23 protein-coding genes are annotated in these 21,817 nt (G+C 47.3%); 17 read left to right on the forward strand and 6 right to left on the reverse strand.

Going from position 1 to position 21,817, the window contains the following annotated elements; all coding sequences use genetic code 11:
* Nucleotides 1-24 precede the first annotated feature (24 nt).
* Genes ICN14_RS01175 through ICN14_RS01215 form a run of 9 tightly spaced genes read left to right on the forward strand, consistent with a single transcriptional unit; the run spans nucleotide 25 to nucleotide 7,433 of the window.
* Nucleotides 25-849, forward strand: coding sequence for a ferritin-like domain-containing protein (locus ICN14_RS01175; RefSeq protein WP_216224243.1), 825 nt, complete (start codon nucleotides 25-27; stop codon nucleotides 847-849).
* A complete protein-coding gene (locus tag ICN14_RS01180) occupies nucleotides 846-2,741 on the forward strand; it encodes a radical SAM protein (RefSeq protein ID WP_216224244.1) in 1,896 nt (631 codons plus the stop codon). The genes ICN14_RS01175 and ICN14_RS01180 overlap by 4 nt, the downstream gene beginning before the upstream one ends.
* Before the next feature lie 46 nt (nucleotides 2,742-2,787).
* Complete coding sequence (locus ICN14_RS01185) at nucleotides 2,788-3,486, forward strand: hypothetical protein (RefSeq protein ID WP_216224245.1); 699 nt, start codon at nucleotides 2,788-2,790, stop codon at nucleotides 3,484-3,486.
* A 23-nt stretch (nucleotides 3,487-3,509) separates the two neighbouring features.
* Complete coding sequence (locus ICN14_RS01190) at nucleotides 3,510-4,190, forward strand: hypothetical protein (protein ID WP_255535912.1); 681 nt, start codon at nucleotides 3,510-3,512, stop codon at nucleotides 4,188-4,190.
* Nucleotides 4,191-4,218: 28 nt separating this feature from the next.
* Complete coding sequence (queE, locus tag ICN14_RS01195) at nucleotides 4,219-4,872, forward strand: 7-carboxy-7-deazaguanine synthase (RefSeq protein WP_216224247.1); 654 nt, start codon at nucleotides 4,219-4,221, stop codon at nucleotides 4,870-4,872.
* 37 nt (nucleotides 4,873-4,909) lie between these two features.
* The gene (gene queD / locus ICN14_RS01200; protein ID WP_216224248.1) at nucleotides 4,910-5,374 is read left to right on the forward strand and encodes a 6-carboxytetrahydropterin synthase QueD; all 465 of its coding nucleotides are present in this window, start codon (nucleotides 4,910-4,912) and stop codon (nucleotides 5,372-5,374) included.
* An 8-nt stretch (nucleotides 5,375-5,382) separates the two neighbouring features.
* On the forward strand, nucleotides 5,383-5,838 hold the full coding sequence (tadA, locus tag ICN14_RS01205) for a tRNA adenosine(34) deaminase TadA (RefSeq protein ID WP_216224249.1): 456 nt from the start codon (nucleotides 5,383-5,385) through the stop codon (nucleotides 5,836-5,838).
* Nucleotides 5,835-6,773: an LD-carboxypeptidase gene (locus tag ICN14_RS01210; RefSeq protein ID WP_216224251.1), complete on the forward strand. Its 939-nt coding sequence runs from the start codon at nucleotides 5,835-5,837 to the stop codon at nucleotides 6,771-6,773. Before tadA ends, ICN14_RS01210 begins: the two co-directional genes overlap by 4 nt.
* Nucleotides 6,774-6,782: 9 nt before the next feature.
* A complete protein-coding gene (locus ICN14_RS01215) occupies nucleotides 6,783-7,433 on the forward strand; it encodes a heme-binding protein (protein ID WP_255535913.1) in 651 nt (216 codons plus the stop codon).
* On the opposite strand, the gene ICN14_RS01220 is transcribed toward ICN14_RS01215, so the two are convergent.
* Genes ICN14_RS01220 through ICN14_RS01240 form a run of 5 tightly spaced genes read right to left on the reverse strand, consistent with a single transcriptional unit; the run spans nucleotide 7,430 to nucleotide 12,971 of the window.
* Nucleotides 7,430-8,296, reverse strand: coding sequence for a 23S rRNA (adenine(2030)-N(6))-methyltransferase RlmJ (locus tag ICN14_RS01220; RefSeq protein ID WP_216224252.1), 867 nt, complete (start codon nucleotides 8,294-8,296; stop codon nucleotides 7,430-7,432). The two genes, ICN14_RS01215 and ICN14_RS01220, sit on opposite strands and share 4 nt — an antisense overlap.
* Before the next feature lie 2 nt (nucleotides 8,297-8,298).
* The gene (locus tag ICN14_RS01225) at nucleotides 8,299-9,096 is read right to left on the reverse strand and encodes a phosphatase PAP2 family protein (RefSeq protein WP_216224254.1); all 798 of its coding nucleotides are present in this window, start codon (nucleotides 9,094-9,096) and stop codon (nucleotides 8,299-8,301) included.
* A gap of 5 nt (nucleotides 9,097-9,101) precedes the next feature.
* Nucleotides 9,102-10,361 (reverse strand): glycosyltransferase family 9 protein, encoded by a 1,260-nt coding sequence (locus ICN14_RS01230; RefSeq protein WP_216224256.1) that lies wholly within the window; start codon nucleotides 10,359-10,361, stop codon nucleotides 9,102-9,104.
* 18 nt (nucleotides 10,362-10,379) lie between these two features.
* Entirely contained in the window at nucleotides 10,380-11,423 is a 1,044-nt protein-coding gene (locus ICN14_RS01235; RefSeq protein ID WP_216224257.1) for a lysylphosphatidylglycerol synthase transmembrane domain-containing protein, read from the reverse strand.
* Nucleotides 11,424-11,471: 48 nt separating this feature from the next.
* Nucleotides 11,472-12,971, reverse strand: a complete 1,500-nt coding sequence (locus ICN14_RS01240) for a glycosyltransferase family 39 protein (protein WP_255535914.1) — start codon at nucleotides 12,969-12,971, stop codon at nucleotides 11,472-11,474.
* 44 nt (nucleotides 12,972-13,015) lie between these two features.
* Here ICN14_RS01240 and ICN14_RS01245 point away from each other — a divergent pair, with 44 nt between their 5' ends.
* On the forward strand, nucleotides 13,016-13,822 hold the full coding sequence (locus ICN14_RS01245) for a DUF3047 domain-containing protein (RefSeq protein WP_216224259.1): 807 nt from the start codon (nucleotides 13,016-13,018) through the stop codon (nucleotides 13,820-13,822).
* Nucleotide 13,823: 1 nt separating this feature from the next.
* On the opposite strand, the gene ICN14_RS01250 is transcribed toward ICN14_RS01245, so the two are convergent.
* Nucleotides 13,824-16,112: a cation-translocating P-type ATPase gene (locus ICN14_RS01250; RefSeq protein ID WP_216224261.1), complete on the reverse strand. Its 2,289-nt coding sequence runs from the start codon at nucleotides 16,110-16,112 to the stop codon at nucleotides 13,824-13,826.
* Nucleotides 16,113-16,185: 73 nt separating this feature from the next.
* On the opposite strand from ICN14_RS01250, the gene ICN14_RS01255 reads away from it, so the two are divergent.
* The 7 genes from ICN14_RS01255 (at nucleotide 16,186) to ICN14_RS01285 (ending at nucleotide 21,791) form a co-directional block, all read left to right on the forward strand.
* Nucleotides 16,186-16,380: a heavy-metal-associated domain-containing protein gene (locus ICN14_RS01255; RefSeq protein WP_216224262.1), complete on the forward strand. Its 195-nt coding sequence runs from the start codon at nucleotides 16,186-16,188 to the stop codon at nucleotides 16,378-16,380.
* Between the two features lie 127 nt (nucleotides 16,381-16,507).
* Entirely contained in the window at nucleotides 16,508-17,596 is a 1,089-nt protein-coding gene (gene apbC, locus ICN14_RS01260) for an iron-sulfur cluster carrier protein ApbC (RefSeq protein WP_216224264.1), read from the forward strand.
* Nucleotides 17,597-17,602: 6 nt separating this feature from the next.
* Nucleotides 17,603-18,142: a DUF3305 domain-containing protein gene (locus ICN14_RS01265; protein ID WP_216224265.1), complete on the forward strand. Its 540-nt coding sequence runs from the start codon at nucleotides 17,603-17,605 to the stop codon at nucleotides 18,140-18,142.
* Entirely contained in the window at nucleotides 18,142-18,702 is a 561-nt protein-coding gene (locus ICN14_RS01270) for a DUF3306 domain-containing protein (protein ID WP_216224267.1), read from the forward strand. The genes ICN14_RS01265 and ICN14_RS01270 overlap by 1 nt, the downstream gene beginning before the upstream one ends.
* A gap of 10 nt (nucleotides 18,703-18,712) precedes the next feature.
* The gene (locus tag ICN14_RS01275) at nucleotides 18,713-20,803 is read left to right on the forward strand and encodes a 4Fe-4S binding protein (protein WP_216224269.1); all 2,091 of its coding nucleotides are present in this window, start codon (nucleotides 18,713-18,715) and stop codon (nucleotides 20,801-20,803) included.
* A complete protein-coding gene (locus ICN14_RS01280; RefSeq protein WP_216224271.1) occupies nucleotides 20,800-21,444 on the forward strand; it encodes a molecular chaperone in 645 nt (214 codons plus the stop codon). The genes ICN14_RS01275 and ICN14_RS01280 overlap by 4 nt, the downstream gene beginning before the upstream one ends.
* Before the next feature lie 125 nt (nucleotides 21,445-21,569).
* Nucleotides 21,570-21,791, forward strand: coding sequence for a formate dehydrogenase (locus ICN14_RS01285; RefSeq protein WP_216224273.1), 222 nt, complete (start codon nucleotides 21,570-21,572; stop codon nucleotides 21,789-21,791).
* Nucleotides 21,792-21,817: the final 26 nt, after the last annotated feature.

Genomic DNA, 21,817 nt, shown 5'->3' on the forward strand with positions numbered 1-21,817 from the left:
TTCGGCTCGCCTTTGCCCCTAACCATGCTTGAGTTACGAGAAACTTCACTCGCAATACTGGCAAATACCGATGTGCAGTCTAAGGTTAGCCGGCTAGCTAACTTATTCGATGAGTATCAGGCTAAACGAGTCACTTTAAATCTCTCTAGCAAACTCGATAGTCACGATCTCCAACTTCCCGGCAGGCCTGCTAAGCCAGAGTTGGTTGCACCGAAGTTTGTTCCCAAAAGAAAAATGGATACGGTTGATGGCAGAGCTATTCTTTGGCACTCCTTAGCCCATATTGAATTTAATGCCATGAATTTAGCGCTAGATGCGATCTGGCGTTTTCCAAATATGCCTAAGGCGTATTACGAAGACTGGTTAAAGGTTGCAAAAGAAGAGTCATACCATTTCGGCTTGATCAATACTCATCTACAGTCCTTTGGATTTAGTTATGGTGATTTCCCGGCGCACAATAGTTTGTGGGAGATGGTTGAGAGAACCACAGATTCAGTGATTGCACGAATGGCTTTGGTTCCGAGAACTATGGAAGCAAGAGGTCTTGATGCAGTTCCAGAGATTCGGGATCGGTTTAAGCAAATCAAAGATGATCGCGCAGTAGAAATTCTAGAAATTATTCTCCATGATGAGATTGGACATGTGCTTGTTGGCAATCGTTGGTTTAACTTTCTATGCGCCAATGACAACTTATCCCCAATTACGACTTATCGAGAATTGGCCGAGAAATACCATGCGCCCACTTTGAGGGGGCCGTTTAATTTTGATGCGCGCGAGCAAGCTGGCTTCACTTCAGAAGAACTGGAGTTACTGGAATCTCTCAATGAGAAACGGACTCAAGAAGCATGAAGATTCTGAGCCTCATTCCGCCGATGACGCAGCTTAATACGCCGTATCCTTCAACGGCCTATCTCACTGGCTTTTTGCGCTCACGTGGCTTTGATGCGGTTCAAGAAGATTTGGCATTAGCCCTAGTCCTGGGTTTCTTTACTCCGCAGGGTTTATCGGAGATTCAAGAGCAAGCATTAAAACTCCCCGAAGAAAACCGTAGTGCGAGCGTCAACTTCTTTCTAGATTATTTTTCAGATTATCAAAGCACCATCGCCTTAGCGATTGCATTTTTACAAGGACGCGATAGCACACTTGCTCATCGCATCAACAGCCGTACTTTGCTACCTGAGGGTCCACGATTCGCATCCTTGGAGGCTTATGATGAGGAAGAAGGTGCTGACTCATTGGCGTGGGCGTTCGGCGCACTCGGATCTCAGGATCGTGCGCGTCATTTAGCCACTCTCTATCTTAATGATTTATCTGATGTACTCCGTGATGCGGTAGATGAGCGTTTTGAGTTTGTTCGCTACGCGGAATCCTTGGCAGGTAGTCAGCCTACCTTTACACCTTTGGCGGATGCCTTAGCAGCAAGTCCAACACTAATGGATTTGCATTTACAAGACTTAACCAGGTCTTCCATCGAAAAGCATCAGCCTACCTTAGTGTTGCTCTCGGTGCCTTTCCCTGGAGCTATGTACGCCGCATTACGAATTGCCCAAACTATCAAGCAGCAGTACCCTAATATCAAGATTGGGCTTGGTGGCGGCTACGTGAATACTGAGTTACGTGAGCTCACCGATCCACGCATATTTGATTTCGTGGACTACATCACCCTAGATTCAGGTGAGCGACCCTTACTTGCACTTCTAGAGCACTTGAATGGCAAGCGCTCGGCAGAGAGATTGGTACGCACATTTATCCGCAATACCAATAATGAAGTTCGGTACATGAATTGGCAAGAGCCGGATGTGCCGTTTGAGGAAGTCGGAACTGCTACCTGGGATGGTTTGCCGCTGAATTCCTATTTATCTTTGCTGGACATGCTTAATCCTATGCATCGTCTATGGAGTGATGGGCGTTGGAATAAGCTCACTGTAGCCCATGGCTGCTATTGGAAAAAATGCAGTTTCTGCGATGTCAGTCTAGATTACATTTCCCGCTATGAAACGGCCTCTGCCACCCTGCTAGTGGATCGCATTGAGAAAATTGTTGCAGAGACTGGCCAGACTGGATTTCATTTTGTAGATGAGGCAGCGCCACCCAAAATTCTGAAGGCACTTGCTGAGGAACTCATTCGTCGCAAGGTGGTGATTTCTTGGTGGGGAAACATTCGTTTCGAAAAAACATTTACCCCAGACCTATGTGAGCTATTAGCGCAAAGTGGGTGCATCGCTATGTCGGGTGGATTAGAAGTCGCATCTGACAGACTTCTTGATCTCATGAAAAAGGGCGTTTCAGTCGAACAGGTGGCCCAAGTGACCAAAGGGTTCTCAGATGTTGGAATCTTAGTACATGCTTATTTGATGTATGGATTTCCAACGCAAACCGTTCAAGAAACCGTTGATTCTCTCGAATACGTTCGACAGCTTTTTGAAAATGGCTGTATTCAGAGCGGCTTCTTTCATCGCTTCACTTGCACAGTACATTCTCCGGTGGGTCTTGACCCGGCAGCTTATGGGATTGAACTCGTGCCATTGCCTCCCATTAACTTTGCCAAGAATGATGTTGCCTTTATCGACCCTACGGGAGTAGATCACGATCTGCTTGGCGTTGGTCTTAAGAAGGCGATTTACAACTTTATGCATGGCGTTGGCTTTGAAGAAGATGCGCATCAATGGTTTGATATGCCTAATACTCCAAAGGCCTCGGTAGGCCGCAATAAAATAGCCAAAGCATTAAGGCATGTATAAACTTGAGCAATCTCGGTTGCTTAATTAATTCACTATGGGGAGCAATATGAATCTATCTCGCCGCACCTTCATTGCATCGGCCGCTTTGGCTCCAGTAGCCTGTGGCAGCCTCTCATATGAGCATGGTATTCCTGTGGCTCAACCAAAGCCACTCCCTGTGGTTCGTCCACCGCAAGTGGGTCAAGAGTGGACCTACATCAAGAAAGATATCTTTGATGGAAAAACCTTAGACGTGATTACTGAGCGTGTTTCCAATATTGGCTCAACTATTGTGATTGATCGCATGACTGCTGATGGCGCTCGCTTACCTAGTGAAATCCAGACTACATGGGGAATGGTTTCTACGGACACCCAGTGGTCACGTTTACTTAACTTCAGCCCATCTCTCCCGCTTTGGCCGGAACAATTCTCAAGTACTTGGGCAAAACAGTTCAATACTAAGTACAGCATTGCCGGCTATTCTGACTCTAGATTAAATTGGCAGGAATATATGAGCGTGCAGGGCTGGGAAAAAATTACTGTCCCTGCTGGAGAATTCGTGGCACTGCGCTTTCAGACCCTAATTAATTATGAGAGTGATGATCCAAATAAGATCGATTGCATTCGTAAAGAAACAGTTTGGTTTGCGCCGCAGATTGGCCGCTGGGTTGCGCGTGAGGCATCTGGCTCCTACCAAATTCAAGGGCAGATTGGTGCAGTAATACTAGAGGGTAGTTATCAATGGCAACTCAGTTCATACAAATAAGCACTGTTCGTAGACTGCTTGTAATGCTGTCACCAGCTTTACTGGTGGCGTGCATAGCTAGTCAGCCTTACCCAGCATCAACACCTCTGCCGCAGCCTGTCAATCCTCCGAAGGTAAGGGCTCCACAGATTGGTCAGCAGTGGGTCTACAACGTACGCAATGTCTTCAACCAAGAGCTGGTGGATGTTGTTACGGAGAGAGTGGTTTCTATTGCACCCCAGATTCGAATTCAACGAAGCGGTCTAAAAGCAGGGCCTCTCCCGGATGAAATCCAAGACCCTTGGGGTTACATCCTCCAGGACCCGCACTGGAATCCTCCTCAAAAATTTCAACAAGCACTCCCCGCATGGCCCGAGCAACTTGTTCCGGGTTGGTCTGGTTTCTATCGCACGCGTTATCAAGTCGTTGGTTATCCCGATAGCAGTTATTACTGGGGGCTAAATGTATCAGCGCTGCAGTGGGAAGGTGTGAGCGTTCCCGCCGGTCAATTTCCAGTATTGAAATACCAAAATGCGGCTCCTTATTTTGAGAGCAATGATGTGTTTCGAATTGCTAACTATCGACAGGAAGATGTGTGGTTTTCGCCAGAAGTGGGTCGTTGGGTCATCCGACGTGGTTACGGACGATATCTTTTGGGGGGTATGTCCTGGAATAACGCCATGTGGGAAGACTACTTAGAGTGGGAGCTTGTGTCCTGGAAGTAAGTAAAGCGCTTAAAATCAGCACATAGCTATGTATACCGTAAAAGAACTCTTTCCAACCCTCCAAGGTGAGGGCGCCCACGCTGGTCGTGCGGCCGTGTTTTGTCGCTTTGCTGGTTGCAATCTGTGGAGTGGCCGCGAAGAAGATCGCGCTACTGCAGTATGTCAATTTTGCGATACTGACTTTGTTGGTGCTGATGGTGCTGGTGGTGGCAAGTTTGAAACTGCTTCACTATTAGCTGACACCATAGAGGAGGTTTGGAATAGCACCTCTGCTGGGCCTCAGCAGCGCTATGTTGTTTTCACAGGTGGCGAACCATTGTTGCAACTCGACACTGCTTTAATCGACGCTTTGCATGCTAAAGGCTTTGCTGTTGCTATCGAGACTAACGGGACGATTAAAGTCCCCAAGGGTGTTGACTGGGTATGCGTCAGTCCTAAGGCCGGCTCCGATCTGATTGTGCTTCAGGCCGATGAGATTAAGTTGGTGATTCCCCAAGCAGGCCATAACTCCCTAGAGACTCTATTGGCCAGATTTGAGAAAATGGATTACCGCAATCGCTTCTTACAGGCTATGGACGGCCCAGACCTCCAAAAAAACCTCGCATTAGCCGTTCGCCTATGTCAAAAGCGGCCTTTATGGCGTTTGAGTGTTCAGGCCCATAAAATGATCGGTATTCGATAGTAGTTGTAGCTATATTTAAGTATTCAGAAGAGCAATTATGACCACTAAGCAAGAAGCCATTTCAATTACCCGCCGCCTTGAGTTTGACTCAGGCCATCGTATTCCGAACCATGATGGGCAGTGCCGTCATTTGCATGGCCATCGTTATGCGATTGAGGTCACTCTGACTGGTGTGATTGCAGATCATCCTGGTAAGGCGGACGATGGGATGGTCTTAGATTTTGGTGATATCAAGCGCCTCACTAATCAATATGTAGTTGAGCCTTGGGATCATGCGTTTTTAGTCGCCAAGGAAGATGCTGGATTAGTAGCTTATTTAAATTCCATTCCGAATCACAAGACTGTAGTGATGGAGCATGTTCCCACTGTTGAGAATTTGGCCAGCGCAGCCTTTCGAGTGCTGCAGCCTGTTTTTGAAAAAGCCTTTGATGGCCGACTCGCGCTTGCATCTATTCGTCTTTATGAAACACCCAATTGTTGGGCCGACGTTTCTCATTCATAAGAAGCAACATGCAAGCTGAGCTTGATCGCCAATTTATGCAGCAAGCCTTGAGTCTAGCTAAGCTTGCTGCCGCTGCTGGTGAGGTGCCTGTGGGTGCTGTATTGGTTCGAGATGGTCAAATTATTTCAACTGGCTTTAATCAACCGATTACTAATAGCGATCCAAGTGCCCATGCGGAAATGATGGCATTGCGTGCTGCAGCTCAGAGTGAATCCAATTACCGCTTACCTGGCACTACTCTTTATGTCACATTAGAGCCTTGCACTATGTGTGCTGGAGCAATGCTGCATGCCAGAGTGGAGCGCGTAGTATTTGGTGCGACCGACCCTAAAACAGGCGCCGCAGGTAGCGTGCTCAATGTATTCTCAGAAAAACAGATTAATCACCAGACCCAGGTTGAAGGTGGCATCATGGGCGAAGAGTGTGGTCAGGTACTACGTGATTTTTTTAAGGAGCGGCGTTGAAGAAAATTCATTTGATTGCTCCTTCAGGAGCGAGCTTAGATGCACGTAGCCCATTAGCTGGAATCGAGTGGCTTCAGAAGCAGGGCATTGAAGTTCTTAATAGAGATTGCATAAAGCGAGTTGAGCAACGTTTTGCCGGTTCGGATAATGCGCGTTTAGCTGAAATCAACCAACTCGCTAATCTGTCCCCTGATAGCGCGGTTGTAACGATGCGGGGTGGCTATGGATTACATCGCTTACTCCCAGATATTGAGTGGACCGCAATTGCTAAAGCTATTGAAAATGGCCTACAGATTTGTGGACACAGTGATTTCACAGTCTTTCAGATGGGTCTATTGGCAAAGACTGGTGCAGTAACTTTAGCCGGCCCCATGCTCAATTTTGATTTTGCTTGCCAGGGAGAGCAGGATTCTGCTCCCAATGCATTCATGTGGGCGCATTTTCAAAAAGCTATCAACGAGCGCAAATTAGATTGCACTATTCAGGCAGCGCAGCCCTTCTTAAGTCAGTCTGCTCCAGGTAAGGCATCAGGAATGCTCTGGGGTGGAAACTTAACTGTGCTGGCGGGCCTGATTGGCACGCCTTATATGCCAACGCAAGAACAAACCCGTGGCGGAATTCTGTTTCTAGAGGATGTCAATGAGCATCCCTATCGAATCGAGCGCATGCTCATGCAATTGCTGGATGCTGGGGTGCTAGAAAATCAAAGCGCTATTCTTTTGGGCGGATTTTCAGCCTATCGTCTTTATGACAATGATCGCGGTTACACCTTAGAAAGTGCTATTGAGGTCGTTAGCAAACGTCTTCCTGGCAGCATTCCCGTGTTAACCGGTTTGCCATTTGGTCATCAAGCCGAGAAATTGACATTGCCAGTAGGTGCGAAAGCGCACATTCAATATGATGAATCGGGATTTAGTATTCAGTCTCAGTGGTAGTAAACCATCATGAAGGATTTCTCCATGCGAGTTTTAACATTTTTAACCTGCATATTGATTGCGAGCGCTGCAATGGCAACAGAAGAACCGAAGTATGCCCTCTTGGAGAAATCCGAGCCATTTGAATTGCGTGCCTATGCCCCCCGCATAGTTGCAGAAGTAAAGGTGGATGGGGACTTAGACGCTGCTTCGAATCAAGGATTTCGCTTGATCGCAGCGTATATCTTTGGGAAAAATCAGGTATCCGAAAAGATCTCCATGACTGCACCCGTTGGAATTGAATCTACCGATCAAAATAAGGGTGCCAAGATTGCCATGACTGCTCCCGTAGGGATCGAGAGTGCCAAGTCTTCTGAGAATGCGGGCAATCAATGGACGGTATCGTTTGTGATGCCTGCAGAGTACACCCTAGCTAGTTTGCCAAAACCATTAGATCCGCAAGTCAAAATCAGAGAAGTTCCTGCAGAGAAAAGGGCAGTAATTACTTTTTCTGGTTTTTATAACGCAGAGAAGGTTCAGGAAAAAACCCAGGCATTGCGTGATTGGATAAAGCTCAAGAATTTAAAGCCAGTCGGTGAACCTCAGTTTGCACGCTACAACCCGCCTTGGACATTGCCTTTCATGCGTCGCAATGAAGTCATGATCCAGGTCTTGGATTAAACCTCAAAACTCTTTAATACAAACCCGGCACCACTATCTTGGCCAAGTGCTTTCACAAGAATAGGTAAGCTTTCAGCCAATTGCTTTTCTAGCGTCCAGGGTGGATTGATGATGAACATACCGCTAGCCTGAAGTCGGCGTTCCTTAGGGGCATTCTCAACCCGCAACTCAACCTGTAACCAAGAGCGATTATGAGTTGCAGCAATCTTTTTCATGTGATCGGGTAGGGATGCTGACTCTCTTCTAGAGAGGCATGGGTACCAAATTGCATAACAACCAGTAGCGAAGCGGTGCAGGGCTTCTTCCATCGCAGTTTCGAGATAGCGGTAGTCTTGCTTATCTTCGTAAGAAGGATCAATTAAAACAAGCCCACGCCTACTAGGTGGCGGCATCAATCCTTTTAATCTTGCAAAGCTATCTTCTGCATAGATATCGATTTGTTTTGATTGCTTTAGCTCGCCAATATTGTGGCGCAAGATATCAATCTCTTTAGGGTGCAGCTCAAAGAGCTTCAAACGGTCTTGCGATCTCAATAATCGCGCCAAAATAAATGGGGATCCGGGGTAGATGGTGATCTCATCTGCGGCATTCTCAGCGTGAATGTATTCGAGATAATTGGCAATTCCCGGGCTGACGGGATTAGCATCTGCAAATTTGGCTAAGCGATAAATACCTTGGTCTGCTTCTTTGCTAACCGTAGCAAAGCCGTCTATTAGGCTATAAATACCAGCGCCAGCATGAGTATCAACAATGGTGAGGGCGCCTGGTTTTTCTTGAAGGTATTCGACTAAATGAATCATCACGAGATGCTTCAGAATATCGGCGTGACTGCCAGCATGAAAAGCATGGCGATAGCTAAACATCTCTATATGCCTCTAGGTTTTTGCGCTTTAATAAATAAAGCCAGGGTGATGCTAACTAATACCGCACAAGCATATTGCAAAGATTGGTTGAGCTCTGAGTCTAGAGTTTGGGTCAGAAGTACATAGATCGTCGCAAGGCCTCCGAGAGCAAGCAAGCGAGGCCCAATCTTATTGGGAGCTAGCTGCGCTTCCGGAATCAGTCTGGCTAATATTGCCCCAAGCATTCCTGACCAAATTCCAATGGCGCAACCGGCTAGAACATCAGTAAGCCAGTGGGCACCAAGTGCATTGCGGGAGATGCCGGCAAAGCTTGCAATGATGAATATCCACCATAAGGAGCTTCTCTTTTCGTGATCGCTAGCAAAGTAGATCCCAGAAATTACTGCAAAAGCCGTTAGTGTGTGTCCTGATGGCATTGCTCTTTGCAATATGGGATCGCCGATGCGATAAAAGTCTTCTAAAGCCAAGACTCCAGCAGGGCGAGGGAGGTTTAAGAAGGGTTTAATAATTAGGCTAATGGTGCCGCCAATCAGGGATGCTAATAGTCCGGCAGTCAGTAATCGAGGTGCTAGTAATAAAAGCGGAAAACACAGAGCAAATATTCCCCAGCCATTACCAATGAAGGTGAGCCACACCCATAGCGTGTCAGGCAGAATTTGGGTGTAGCGATTAATGAATAAAAATGTCGGGGTCTGTAGTTCGCCAAAGTAAATGGCGATTGCTAGACCAAGCGGTAGCAGGGGGATGCACCAAACCCAAAGAGAGGCAATTGCTAATGCGGATTTGCGCTGCTCAGTCATGCGAATTAACGAACTCGCTCTTGATCGGCTTCGCTCAATTGATGCACCATCTTGTCTAGTACCTGAGGGACGGTGATTGCCTGCATGCAGACATTGTCATGACATGGTGTCTTGCGATGATTGGCTGCACTGACGCAGGGAGAGCACGCTAAATTAGCTGTAATTGAAATGGACTTACCAACGGAACCATAGAGCGCTGGAGTTTCTGGTCCGAACAAGACGACTGTGCGCAATGGCGTAACAGCAGAGAAGTGGCCTGGCCCAGAATCATTCGTCACCATCACATCAGACAGGGTGTAAAGGGGTGGTAGTTCTGCGAAGCTAACTTGGCCTGCAAAGTTCAGAGCATTTTTAACATTAGCAACCGCACGCACTTTTTCAACATACTCAAATTCTGCTGGGGAGCCAGTAATCAGAATGAGATCATTTGGGTAGCGTTGGTTTAATCCCTGAATAAGCTCGGAGAAGCGTTGCTGTGCCCAACGTCTTTGCGGTAACAAATCGCTTGCATTGGGATTTACCAAAATCAGGCGTTGCTGACCTTGCTTAAATTCAATGCCAGCATCTGCGGCGAGCTTTTCAATACGCTCGCGTACTTTGTTTAAAGCTATGGGATCAATCACTGCCTGCTCTAAGCGAACTTCTGAATCTGCAATATGAATTTTGCTAAATGGCACTTCAATCTCTTTAGCAAATGCCGCATGGATAAGAGAAAGAAAATTCTTAGTAATGTGAATATGCGGGTTGTAATGCACTTTACGAGTCAGCATGAAGCCGCGCCACAAGCCTTCACCATGAAAGATGTGATAACCCACACGGCGACGCGCACCACAGAGGCCAGTTAGTAGGGCAGTGAAACGAGAGAACAACTCCAAGTCAATGACGGTATCGATGCGATGCTTACGTGCTACCAGTAAAAATTTAAGCGTGTCTTTAATTAAGCCACCCAAGCTTGAAGAGTCAATTGTGAAAATGTTTTCAGGCTTAACCGTATTTAATAAAGTAAGGCTGGCACGATTGCTTTTAAAGATCAGGAAAAATAATTCGGCGCCTCGAGCTTGCGCATTTCGCATGGCTGGATCAACCAGGATTGCGCTACCCATTTCTGATAACTCAATAAAGAGGAGTTTGCGTGGCGCATCTGGGCCACGACTAAAGACATTTTTGATGCCATCAACTAGTGCGACTATTGGACTTGCTACCGCGCAGAGTGGTACACCAACCCAGTGGTCGATGGCGCGCATGGTGTTGACGCTAATGCTCATAGTGTGGCTCTAAAAGAATTACTTCCGTTTTAATAAAAAGTAAGCGCCGGGCAATACCGATAAGACGGTAATGGCGCCATAGCTAATCGATGCTAATACCGTCATGGAAGGACTTACACCCCACAATGCCAGTACAGAAGAGAGTGTTGCCTCGCGCAAGCCCCAGCCAGAAATGCTGATTGGTAACATTAGCAAGAGACTCAATGCAGGCAAGCCAATCATGAGGGCTTCAATCGGCGCATCTACTCCATAGGCCTTGAGGCAGAAGAGCAGCGTCAAAATCGTGAGCGAATGAATGCCGATCGCAAATGCGGCTTGAGCCACATTCATGGGCCAAGAAAAAGCCAGCTTAATGCCAGGCAGTGCGTGATTCATTTGCAGGCGATCCAGTAACTTTTGCAAGAGATTGCAGCTAGGGCCCCAAGCTAAAATCGCTGCAAGCAATAAACCCGACAAAATCATGATGCCAGTGACGGCATAGCCCAAGTCTGTTCCCCAGGCGGCTAAGGTAGCGCCACCCAAAATAAGTCCCAACCCACCGAGTAAATTATTTCCAGCTAGGCCAAGCAGTCGGTCGACTAGAACCATGGAAAAACTCAAGCGCAGTTTAGGAGTGGCATGCTCTAAGTCAACGGAGTGATGAAGTTCTGCGTCAAGCTCTTTTGCTTCACTTAATTTGCCACTGCTATTTAAATGGGTCGCAGTAATAGCGCGATAGCTATCACCACCAAGCGTACTCGGCAATCCTTGATTGATCAGTCCGCCAGCAAAGTAGAGTGCTACAAAATTGATGAGGCTTCCCTGAAACCCAACTTTGCGCATTAAGAATCCCCAGCGCAGGCCACCGCAAATAAATGCTGAGAGCATCATCAAGCCAGCCGCTAAAAACCACCAAGGCTGCATCTGAATATCAGAATCTAGGAGTGCGTGCCAATCAATTCCGCTTGTAGCTTTCCAAAGGAGGGCTACTGATAGCAAAATGCGAATCGTGGGCCAAGTACGTTTGAGAATTGCTTTCCATCCTGGTGTGGCTTTTGGGGTAGCTTGGGGTTGTGAACTCATAGGCGTAAGGATAATGCCTTGAGAGTCTAAGGTCTTGAATTTGGGGAATTAACGTGCCATCCCAGCATCCTGCCAGTTGCGGCAAAGGCTATAGTCAAATTTAGACAAAACCTGCCCAAATCGGATGATTTCTAGGCTATCTAAGGGCTCACATGCCTCAAAGGCCAGATTGCCTCCAATTGGGGGCTTAAATGCCATTCCTGACCAGTTGATTAGCAAGACGCTTGCTCCGGCTGGCAATTGCCCAAACCAGAAATCAAATTGATCCTGGCGTTGGTCCAGCACAAAGACTGGGAGTGGTTGTGTATACCAAGCGGCACGGCTAGCCAAAGTCCAGTTTTGTACTGCGATACCGTTTGCTTTGGTCGCTTCTGCTAATTGAGCAGCTTTCTGACCGGCAAGCTTCCACCCATAGAGATCGGCAATTGGATTGGATTTAATGGCAGCAGTATTCACGCCCCCAGTCAAAACGTACCCAAAGCCTAGCAAGCAAATCAGTATCTGCCCAACAAGCAAAATGCGAATGGCCATGCGTTGTTGCAAAGCCCAGGCCTTGGCTAGACCAATGCCGGCAAATGGCGCCAGACAAAACCAAGCTGGTGTAGTCCAGTGTGGCAGGCTGCCGCCCCCGGATAGTGCGGTAAAAATCATGAAGGGAATTGCGAAGAAGCTAAGTAAAGCAATAAGAACGAACTTGTGCGAGTGGAGACAATTCCTCAGAAATGTATAGCTACCTAAAAGCAATAGAGGGCCAAAGCACGCAATCTGAATACCCACAAAAGCGGCAACTCTGCGCCATGCCCAGGTGCCGCCACTGCCATGAGCAATTTGATATTTGAACGAGATCCAATCATTGACCCAGTTCCAATACAAGACCGGAGTAATTAAGATCAAGGCGATGACTACAGCAATCCAGAAACCAGCTTTGGTGATCCAGGCTTTTTTGGGTGAGGCTAAGAAAACGAAGAGCAAAGCAAATGCAGTAAATGCAGCGGTGTACTTGCTCAGTCCTGCCAAACCTAATAGCAAGCCGGTAACGATCCAGTCCGTAATGGAGAAGTGATCTTTTCGAGTCCAACGCAAAGCCATCAACATTAGCCCAAGACTTAAGGGGGCAAGAAGGGTATCGGGCAAAAGACCAATTGCTAAAACATGGGGTAGTGGCGCTGCAATGATTCCTAAAACGGCCATGAGCCCACAAAGGTTGGCTGATGGAAGGGTGGTGGTTAAGTAGCCAGCATTACGCCCCTGAATGAAGCGATGAATTTCTAGCGTGACTTGATATACCAAGAAAGCAGAAAGAACCCATAGCAATTCCGGAATGAGACGAATGATCCCTTCGGATGAGGTCAGGGTAACCAGTGGCCACTGTATCCAGCCCACTAGTGGTGGATGATCAAAGTAACTCCAGGCAAGGTGTTTGGCATATAAAGCGTAATGGGCTTCGTCGACAGAGAATTCAATCGAGAAGCCGAGAGCAAAATGCACCACTGCAGCAATGCAGATGCTGATAGCGGCCCAGCTAGAGGGTGATTGATGGCGCATCATCTGATTTTAGACTTAGGACCCCATTCTTTGGGACAATTCAAGTGATGTTTATAAAAAACCGCTTTCGATCCCTGCTGCTGTTGACGGCTATAGCCACCTTATTGTCAGGTTGTGCTGGCTTGACTGGGAACTCGATTGAGAATGAGGCGGGTCAAGCATTTAATGCTGATCAGTTGCCCGCCCAAGAGGACTTACCGAAATTCTCCGCTGAGAAGCCGCGAGATGGCATGCCAGATGGTTGGCACTTCTATCGCATTGCCCCTTATAAGAAGAACACCATTTACCGTCTTGAGAAATATCAAGGCCGTACAGTACTGGCCGCTAATTCCAAAACATCAGCATCTGGTCTGGCAGTAAAGCTTCGCCCGCGCTCCGCACAAAATTTATGGCTTCAGTGGGAATGGAAGGCGGTAGGTGCAATGCCGCAAGCGGACAATGCTGACAGTCAGAGTGACGATGCACCACTTCGTATCTTGGTAGCTTTTGATGGCAATAAATCCAAACTTCCTTTAAAAGAAAAACTCACCTTTGAGATGGCCAGTTTAATTAGTGGTCAAGAAATGCCGTATGCCACAGTGATGTATATCTGGTCAGGCAAAAATTCAGTCAACACGGTTTTAAACAATGCTCACACCTCACGCGTCAAGATGATTGTGGTTGACTCGGGCTGGGATAACTTGGGTGAGTGGCGCAAGCACGAACGAGATTTAGCGGCGGACTACAAGTTGGCCTATGGGGAAGTACCAGGCAATGTCATTGGCATTGCACTCTTGACTGATACCGATAACACCAAATCAGAAACTCGCGCCCTTTATGGCGATATTGAGTTAGTGCGCAAGAACCCCAAATAACTTAAGAGTGCTGAGGACGCCAACGCTTCAGAAGCAGGGCGTTACTCAAAACGCAAAAGCTAGAAAGCGCCATTGCACTACCAGCTAGCATGGGGGATAGGTAACCCAGGGCTGCCATCGGGATACCAATCGTATTAAATGCAAACGCCCAAAATAAATTTTGACGAATCTTGCCCCAAGTCTTTTTGGAGATATCAATTGCATCTGCAACTAAAGTGGGATCGCCGCGCATTAAGGTAATGCCAGCAGCTTGCATTGCTACATCGGTCCCGGTAGACATTGCCATACCAACATCTGCCATCGCTAAGGCTGGAGCGTCGTTAACACCATCGCCAACCATTGCAACAAAGTGTTTTTTACCAGTAGCTGGACCCTGCAGTTTTTGAATAATCTCTGCTTTATTGCCTGGCATGATTTGGGCAAAGACTTCATCAATGCCGATTGTTTTTCCTACTCGGGTAGCTGCAGCCAAGTTATCACCAGATAGCATCACCGTCCGAATATGCAATACGTGAAGCGCATCGACTGCCGATTTAGCGTTTGCCTTAAGCTCATCCCCAAAAGCAATGACGGCAATTGGGGTCGGCACATCTCGATCCTTAATGCCTAAGCTCATCAAAACTGAAACAGTCTGACCCTGCTCAAAACAGGCCTGGGCTTTTTGTAAAACAATATCGTGCTGAGAACTTCCCTCGAGGGAGGCTACACTCTGCAAGCGCAGCGTCTGATTGGCAAAGGGGCCGGAACTTGGAGCGCCTTCAATGCCAATGCCGGGCAATCCTTTGCTGGATGAAGTTGCAATAGGTACGACACCTTTTGCTTTTGCGGCATCAAGTAGAGCTTTAGCCAAGGGGTGCTCACTTCCCAATTGCAAGCCCGCAGCAGTCGCGAGGATTTGGTCTTCGTCGGCAAATGACTGATTAAAAGGAAGTAGAGCCAGCATGCGTGGCTTGCCAATCGTTAATGTCCCGGTCTTATCAAACGCAACGATATCGAGTCGGTGTGCCAACTCCAGTACCTGCGGATCCTTAATCAGAATGCCAAAGCGTGCAGCTATGCCAGTGCCTGCCATGATTGCGGCTGGAGTAGCCAGACCAAGTGCGCAAGGGCAAGCAATGACCAGAACGGATACGGCGCGCAAGATGGCGATGGAGATGGAGTCTAAGTAAAGCCAGTTGCCGATGCCAGTGATGAGCGCAAGAATAATCACGGTAGGAACAAAGATTGCACTCACCCGATCAACTAACTTTTGAATCGGCGCTTTTTGAGTTTGCGCTTCCTCTACTAAATTAATGATTTGTGAGAGTACGCTTTCAACGCCGACTGCTTCAGCTTTTACAACCAGGACGCCTTCACCATTTAAGGCTCCCCCAATAACTTTTGAGTCCAATCCCTTTTTAACGGGCGCACTTTCGCCTGTGAGCAGGGATTCATCTACATGGCTCGCACCAAACAGAATGAAGCCATCAACTGGAATGCGTTCACCGGGGAGTATCAAAACTCGATCACCTGGAAGTACTTGACCCAAAGGTAGGTCGCGGTATTGATTCGTGCCGACACCTAGATTCATTTGGAGATCAACATCAGCACTCAAAACTTTTGCATGCTCAGGCCAGAGTTTTTGCAGGGCGCGAATGGCTTCGCTGGTTTGTTGCTTAGCACGTGCCTCCAACCATTTACCTAATAAGACCATGCAAATAATGACCGCTGATCCCTCAAAGTAAAGTTCATGTGCGTGACTGGATGTGAGCAAGATGTAGAGGCTGAGTCCGTAGGCTGCGCTAGTACCGAGTGCCACCAGTAGATCCATATTGCCCGCGCCAGCCATCAAGGATTTGAAACCGGCCTTGTAAAAGCGCCATCCCAAGACAAATTGCACTGGCGTCGCCAAAGCCAATTGCCACCAGCCAGATAAAGACCAATGAACGCCAAAGGGCATCACAAACATGGGGAAGAAGAGGGGCGCGGAAAGCAAAAAGCTCAAGATGACGCGACCCAATCCATCGGCAGCCCAAAATGACTTGGTCATCTTCTGGTCTAAATTACCTTTAGCTGAACTCTCTTTAGCCTCGTACCCCGTTTTTTGAACCAGCGCGATGATCTCAGCTAAGCTGGATGAGCCGTTTTTTATTCGAACTCTTGCCTGTTCGGTAGCCAGATTGACGGAAGCTGCCTCAACTCCGGGAATCTTATCCAAAGCCTTCTCTACCCTGCTGACGCAAGAGGCACAGGTCATGCCACCGATATCGAGGCTAAAAAACTCTGAATTACTGGATTCTGAGGGGGTCATGTAGAAGATAATCTACCGTAAGGTGAAAAAAGGCCATCAACAACCGTATTTTGACAGTTTTTAAGGGGTAGCTATGTTTACTTTGAAGGTATCAGGCATGACTTGTGGTGGCTGTATCAATGCAGTCACACGCGCAGTTCAAGCTCAGGATCCCCAGGCTCAGGTTCAGGCGGACTTGGCGACCCAGCAAGTGACGCTTGAAACAACCCTTTCTCCCGAATTAGCTGCTGGGCTCATAACAGAAGCTGGATTTCCAGTATCTCAATAAGCCTAAAATCCGGCTTTAGCAATTTTTTGCATGTGCGGTTAACCTACCCACTATCCCATTTTTCGCAATAAGACTAAATAAAAGATTGAGTGCCCATTAGTGGGTTAGCTCTTCATAGGAGGAAGTTGTGGCACTTACTGTTGAGGCTGTACAAGCAGCATTAAAGGGTTTAATTGACCCAAATACACAAATCGATTTTGTGTCGGCCAAGAGCGTCAAAAATCTAAAAGTAGATGGCGGCGATATTAGCCTGGACATTGTTTTGGGTTATCCAGCAAAAAGTCAGTTCGACTCCATTCGTAAATCCGTGATTGCTGTGCTCCGTGAGTTACCTGATGTTAAAAATGTCAGCGTCAATGTCAGTAGTCAAATCGTTGCGCATGCCGTGCAACGCGGCGTCAAGCTATTGCCAAATGTAAAAAATATTATTGCTGTTGCCAGTGGTAAGGGCGGTGTTGGCAAATCAACTACCGCAGTCAACCTAGCTTTGGCCTTAGCTGCTGAAGGTGCACAAGTCGGTATGTTGGATGCGGATATCTACGGCCCAAGTCAGCCGATGATGCTAGGTATTACTGGCAGACCAGAATCCATTGAAGAAAATACGATGGAGCCAATGGAAGGCCACGGCCTTCAAGCAAGCTCTATTGGTTTCTTAATCGATGATGATGCGCCGATGGTGTGGCGTGGCCCCATGGTGACATCTGCTTTAGAGCAATTGCTGCGTCAAACTCGTTGGCGTGATCTGGATTACCTGATTGTGGATATGCCCCCAGGTACTGGCGATATTCAGTTAACACTGGCCCAAAAGGTGCCCGTCACCGGCGCCGTCATCGTGACCACTCCTCAAGATATAGCTTTGCTGGATGCGCGTAAGGGCTTAAAAATGTTTGAGAAGGTTGGTGTGCCGATCGTGGGCATCATCGAAAATATGAGCACCTATGTCTGCCCAAGTTGCGGTCATGAGGAGCATGTGTTCGGTACTGGCGGTGGTCAAAAGATGTGCAAAGAATACGGCGTTGATTTCTTGGGTGACTTACCACTGAATTTATCGATTCGTGAGCAAGCGGATGCAGGTCGTCCAACAGTGGTAGCGGATCCTGATGGCGCGATCAGTGCAATTTATAAGACGATTGCAAGACGAGTGGCTATCAAAGTGGCAGCGCTTTCAAAAGACATGAGCAGTAAATTTCCTAACATCGTGGTTCAGAACACCTAAGGCCTTATGCGTTTTGCAGTTCTCATGCGTAAGCAGTTTATTGATAACCCCTGGATTTCATATCGGTGGGCGCCGCAGGAGGTGTTGCCGGATTTTGGGCAATTTAATAATGCACTCGGCGAAGAGAACAAAATCACTGGTCAGTTTCTAGGGCGCGATGATCAAGGTGAGTCTTGGTTATTTACCGGCTATGAACTCAGTCTTTTCCCTGACGAGGGTGAAGGCTATTACCTAAATCTCTCGGCTACTCAACCCTGTTGGTTTGTAATGTGGCGTTTAGAGGAAGATATCGAACGCTACATTGATGCTCAGTCTATCGAGCTAGCTAAATCTGAAGTGACCATGGCGGTTCCTCACCGCATTAGTGTTAGTTACAACGAAGCAGGGCGTTTATTAGATGGTGGTGAGTCAGTGGACAACATTCCTCTGTCTTCAGAGCATGCATCTTGGTTGCAAGAATATGTTAACGAGAATTATCGCCCTGAGCCTAAAAAGCGTCATCGCCCTGAATCATTCAAGGGTGCCAATCGCGGGACGGAAGACTAATGGCTGGCGGATTTCTGAATCGTTGGTCGCGCCTCAAGTCTGGAGAGCAGATTGAGCCTGCGAAAAAAACAGCTGATCATGCGAAGCAAGAATTAGCATCAAGCCCAGAGGTAAAAAAGCCTGATGCAGACATTCAAGATGCTCCCCCATCTGCAACCCTAGATGATGTAGAGAAGATAGATCGTCTTGCTCCAGACTTCTCCGCTTTTATGAAGCCGGATGTAGATCCTGCAGTTCAGCAGGCAGCCATGAAAAAGATGTTCTCTGATCCACACTTCAATGTAATGGATGGCCTCGATATCTATATTGATGATTACTCTAAGCCGGACCCTATTCCACTGGAAATGCTCAAGCGTATGGTGCAATCCGACATGCTCAACATTTTCCGTAAAGATAATGCCGATGAAGCCCCGGGCACTCAAACTACTGCCAATAAAGAATCCGAACCAGAAGAGCAGGCTTTACCCCTAAGTCCTCAGACTGATTTAACATCCACACCATTGCCTATTCAGGAAGTGGGGGATAAGGATCCCTTGCCCGTGGATAAGAAAACCAGTTAAGAAGAAATCAATGAGTCAAAAATTAGTCTGTAATTGCAATGGAACGATGCCTTTGGATGCAAAGGCCTTAGGCCTCAATATCCATACCTCTTTATGTAGGCAGGAAGTGGGCTCGGTTATTAAAGCGTTCGATGGCAGTGACTCGATTGTGATTGCTTGTACTCAAGAGCGCGCTTTATTTGGCGAGTTGGCCGAGCAATCTGCAAAGCCTTTGTTAGCACCATTACGTTTTGTGAATATTCGTGAAGTAGCTGGTTGGACTCAGGACGCTAAAGCCTCCACACCAAAGATCGCTGCATTACTTGCTTTGGCCGATATGCCTGAAGCGGAGCCCGTACCTGCTGTGAATTATGAAAGCCACGGCCGCTTATTGATAGTTGGATCTGGCGATCAAGCGTTACCTTGGGCTGAAAAACTAAGCGACTCGCTCGACGTTTCTGTTTTATGTACTGAGCCAGGTTCATTACCAATCGCAAGAAACTTTCCGATCTATACAGGTAATGTCACTAAGTTAGATGGTTATCTTGGTAACTTCAACGTAGATTGGGATTTGCAAAATCCGATTGATCCAGAGATGTGTACTCGCTGTGGCGCCTGTGTTGAAGTTTGCCCTGAAGGTGCGATTGATGATTCGTTCCAAATCGATTTAGATAAATGTAAATCCCATCGCGCTTGCGTCACAGCTTGTGCTGGTATTGGTGCAATTAATTTCGATCGGGTAGAGCGTCAGCGCAGTTCTGAATTTGATCTCATCATGGATCTACGCGCTGATCCGCAGATGCGTATGAGTCAAACGCCGAAAGGTTACTTTGCGCCTGGTGGGGATCCATTTGAGCAATCACTGGTTGCAAACCAATTACTTGGTTTAGTTGGCGAATTTGAAAAGCCTAAATACTTTGCCTACAACGAGAAAGTCTGTGCCCACGGCCGTAACGGCAAGGTAGGTTGCAATGCTTGTATCGACGTGTGTTCAACAGGTGCAATTTCTTCCTTATTTAAAAATGGGCAGGGCACCGTAGAGGTGAATCCCAATTTATGTATGGGTTGTGGAGCTTGCTCGACAGTGTGTCCGTCGGGCGCAATGCGCTACAACTACCCAAGCGTGACTCATCAGGGTAAAGAGATCAAAACTCTTGCCAATGTATTTACTGCAGAGAGCTCTAAGGCAAAACAATCGCAAGCACCTGTTCTGCTATTGCATACACTCAAGGCTGGAACTCAGGCCTTGGATTCTTTGGGGCGCTCAGCTCACTTAAGATCAAAGCAGTTTGAAGGATTACCTTCTTTTGTATTGCCTTACGGTATTGAGCATATCGCCTCCACCGGCTTAGATTTGTGGCTTGGTGCGCTGAGCTATGGTTTTGGTGAGGTGATTCTGCTCCTAACCGGCGATGAAGATCCGGCTTACCGCGCTGCACTTGAAACGCAAAGCGAATTAGGTAATGCGATTTTGGCAGCCTATGGATTCGATGCCAGATTCTCACTAATACAACTTGAATCTCCAGAAGACCTGCAACCATTGTCGGCTGCTATGGGTAAGCTTCGACAGCGCGGCGCTTTAGCAGCGCTTTGCTCGCCTGCTAGTTTTGGCCTAGGCAATCAAAAACGCGAAACCATTGAGATGGTATTGGAGCATTTACAAAAGCAAGCTAAAACACCGCTTCCAGCAGGTGGGGTGGCTTTGCCGAAATCTTCCTTCTTGGGCGGATTGAATATTAATCAAGATGCCTGCACGCTCTGTATGTCTTGTGTGGGCAGCTGCCCTGAAGGGGCTTTACTAGATAACCTGGATGAACCCAAGCTTTCCTTTATTGAAAAGCAGTGCGTTCAATGTGGCATTTGTGTAAAAACTTGTCCAGAGCAAGCCTTAGCTTTGGCACCTCGTTTACAGACCGTAGAGGAGCGTAAGCAAAAAGTAGAGATCAACGAGACTAAGCCGTTTCATTGCATCAGCTGTGGAAAGGTATTTGGAACCGCCAAGATGGTGGATTTAATGTTAATCAAGTTAGGTGCGCATGGAGCCTTTGCTGGTGAGGCGCTAGATAGACTCAAGATGTGCGGCGATTGCCGTGTTGTTGATATGGTGAAAAAAGAAATATGAGCGAGCAGATAAAAGAGGGCGCCTCAACTGAGGTCGGTGATGTAGGTCTGCCAGAGGATTTGGCGAGAGCAGACTTATATGGCTTGATTGCGAGACTCCTTCATCAGCCGCCTGATCAAGAATTATTGGATCAAATAGCCGCCTCCATCCCAGATGGTCAGGAAGGCCAGGCAGAAGATGCACCGCTAGCCAAGGTTTGGCATAGCGTTGTTGAAGTTGCTAAAAATAATCCTGCCAAAGCTTGGCATGAGGAGTTTGATCGCAATTTCATTAGCGTAGGGCGTCCCAATGTGATTCTGAATGGTTCCTTTTATATGGCCGGCCATTTAAATGAGAGGCCATTGGTGGAAATCCGTCGCTCCTTAGAGAATTTTGGCTTGGAATCAGCTGAAGAGATTACAGAGACTGAGGATCATATATCGGCACTGTGTGAGGTGATGCGTTACCTCATAGCTGGAGACGATGTTGAAATCTCAAACCTTACAAATCAAAGGGTCTTTTTCAATGACCACATTCGCCCTTGGTATGACGAGTTATGCGATGCAATGGAAGGTATTCCAGATATGCATCTTTACCATCCGGTAGCCGCCTTAACCAGAGAATTCCTAGCTATCGAGGGGCAAAGTTTCGACATGATTTAATGCTGCAATGCATCATTTAATACTAGGTGTTTTTGCCTAGCAAGTTTTTTTGACGGGAATATGTCAAAAATGCAATTACCAATTACACTTGATCCAAATCAATTTGCACCAAAAGGGAGTTTGTGATGAACGCTAAAACCAACACTGTAGTTGCTGAAGAAAATAAGCCTTCACGCCGTAAGTTTTTCATTGGAGCAGGTGCCACTGTTGGTGCCGTAGCCGTAGCCTCCCAAACGCCACTAGGCAAAGCAGTTATTCAAGAAATTGGCAGTACTGTTCAAGGCAAAGATGACGGCTATCAGTTGTCTGCGCATATTCGTAAGTACTACGAAACCACCATGCTTTAAACCCAGTTGTTAATGAAGTCGTTTCC

The organism is Polynucleobacter sp. MG-27-Goln-C1, assembly GCF_018881905.1.
In the GTDB taxonomy this organism is placed as follows: domain Bacteria; phylum Pseudomonadota; class Gammaproteobacteria; order Burkholderiales; family Burkholderiaceae; genus Polynucleobacter.

Bases quoted from the DNA above. Each gene is read 5' to 3' on its own strand.
- ICN14_RS01175 (WP_216224243.1), top strand. From the start codon at position 25: ATGCTTGAGTTACGAGAAACTTCACTCGCAATACTGGCAAATACCGAT.
- ICN14_RS01180 (WP_216224244.1), top strand. From the start codon at position 846: ATGAAGATTCTGAGCCTCATTCCGCCGATGACGCAGCTTAATACGCCG.
- ICN14_RS01185 (WP_216224245.1), top strand. From the start codon at position 2,788: ATGAATCTATCTCGCCGCACCTTCATTGCATCGGCCGCTTTGGCTCCA.
- ICN14_RS01190 (WP_255535912.1), top strand. From the start codon at position 3,510: ATGCTGTCACCAGCTTTACTGGTGGCGTGCATAGCTAGTCAGCCTTAC.
- queE (WP_216224247.1), top strand. From the start codon at position 4,219: ATGTATACCGTAAAAGAACTCTTTCCAACCCTCCAAGGTGAGGGCGCC.
- queD (WP_216224248.1), top strand. From the start codon at position 4,910: ATGACCACTAAGCAAGAAGCCATTTCAATTACCCGCCGCCTTGAGTTT.
- tadA (WP_216224249.1), top strand. From the start codon at position 5,383: ATGCAAGCTGAGCTTGATCGCCAATTTATGCAGCAAGCCTTGAGTCTA.
- ICN14_RS01215 (WP_255535913.1), top strand. From the start codon at position 6,783: ATGAAGGATTTCTCCATGCGAGTTTTAACATTTTTAACCTGCATATTG.
- ICN14_RS01220 (WP_216224252.1), bottom strand. From the start codon at position 8,296: ATGTTTAGCTATCGCCATGCTTTTCATGCTGGCAGTCACGCCGATATT.
- ICN14_RS01225 (WP_216224254.1), bottom strand. From the start codon at position 9,096: ATGACTGAGCAGCGCAAATCCGCATTAGCAATTGCCTCTCTTTGGGTT.
- ICN14_RS01230 (WP_216224256.1), bottom strand. From the start codon at position 10,361: ATGAGCATTAGCGTCAACACCATGCGCGCCATCGACCACTGGGTTGGT.
- ICN14_RS01235 (WP_216224257.1), bottom strand. From the start codon at position 11,423: ATGAGTTCACAACCCCAAGCTACCCCAAAAGCCACACCAGGATGGAAA.
- ICN14_RS01240 (WP_255535914.1), bottom strand. From the start codon at position 12,971: ATGATGCGCCATCAATCACCCTCTAGCTGGGCCGCTATCAGCATCTGC.
- ICN14_RS01245 (WP_216224259.1), top strand. From the start codon at position 13,016: ATGTTTATAAAAAACCGCTTTCGATCCCTGCTGCTGTTGACGGCTATA.
- ICN14_RS01250 (WP_216224261.1), bottom strand. From the start codon at position 16,112: ATGACCCCCTCAGAATCCAGTAATTCAGAGTTTTTTAGCCTCGATATC.
- ICN14_RS01255 (WP_216224262.1), top strand. From the start codon at position 16,186: ATGTTTACTTTGAAGGTATCAGGCATGACTTGTGGTGGCTGTATCAAT.
- ICN14_RS01265 (WP_216224265.1), top strand. From the start codon at position 17,603: ATGCGTTTTGCAGTTCTCATGCGTAAGCAGTTTATTGATAACCCCTGG.
- ICN14_RS01270 (WP_216224267.1), top strand. From the start codon at position 18,142: ATGGCTGGCGGATTTCTGAATCGTTGGTCGCGCCTCAAGTCTGGAGAG.
- ICN14_RS01275 (WP_216224269.1), top strand. From the start codon at position 18,713: ATGAGTCAAAAATTAGTCTGTAATTGCAATGGAACGATGCCTTTGGAT.
- ICN14_RS01280 (WP_216224271.1), top strand. From the start codon at position 20,800: ATGAGCGAGCAGATAAAAGAGGGCGCCTCAACTGAGGTCGGTGATGTA.
- ICN14_RS01285 (WP_216224273.1), top strand. From the start codon at position 21,570: ATGAACGCTAAAACCAACACTGTAGTTGCTGAAGAAAATAAGCCTTCA.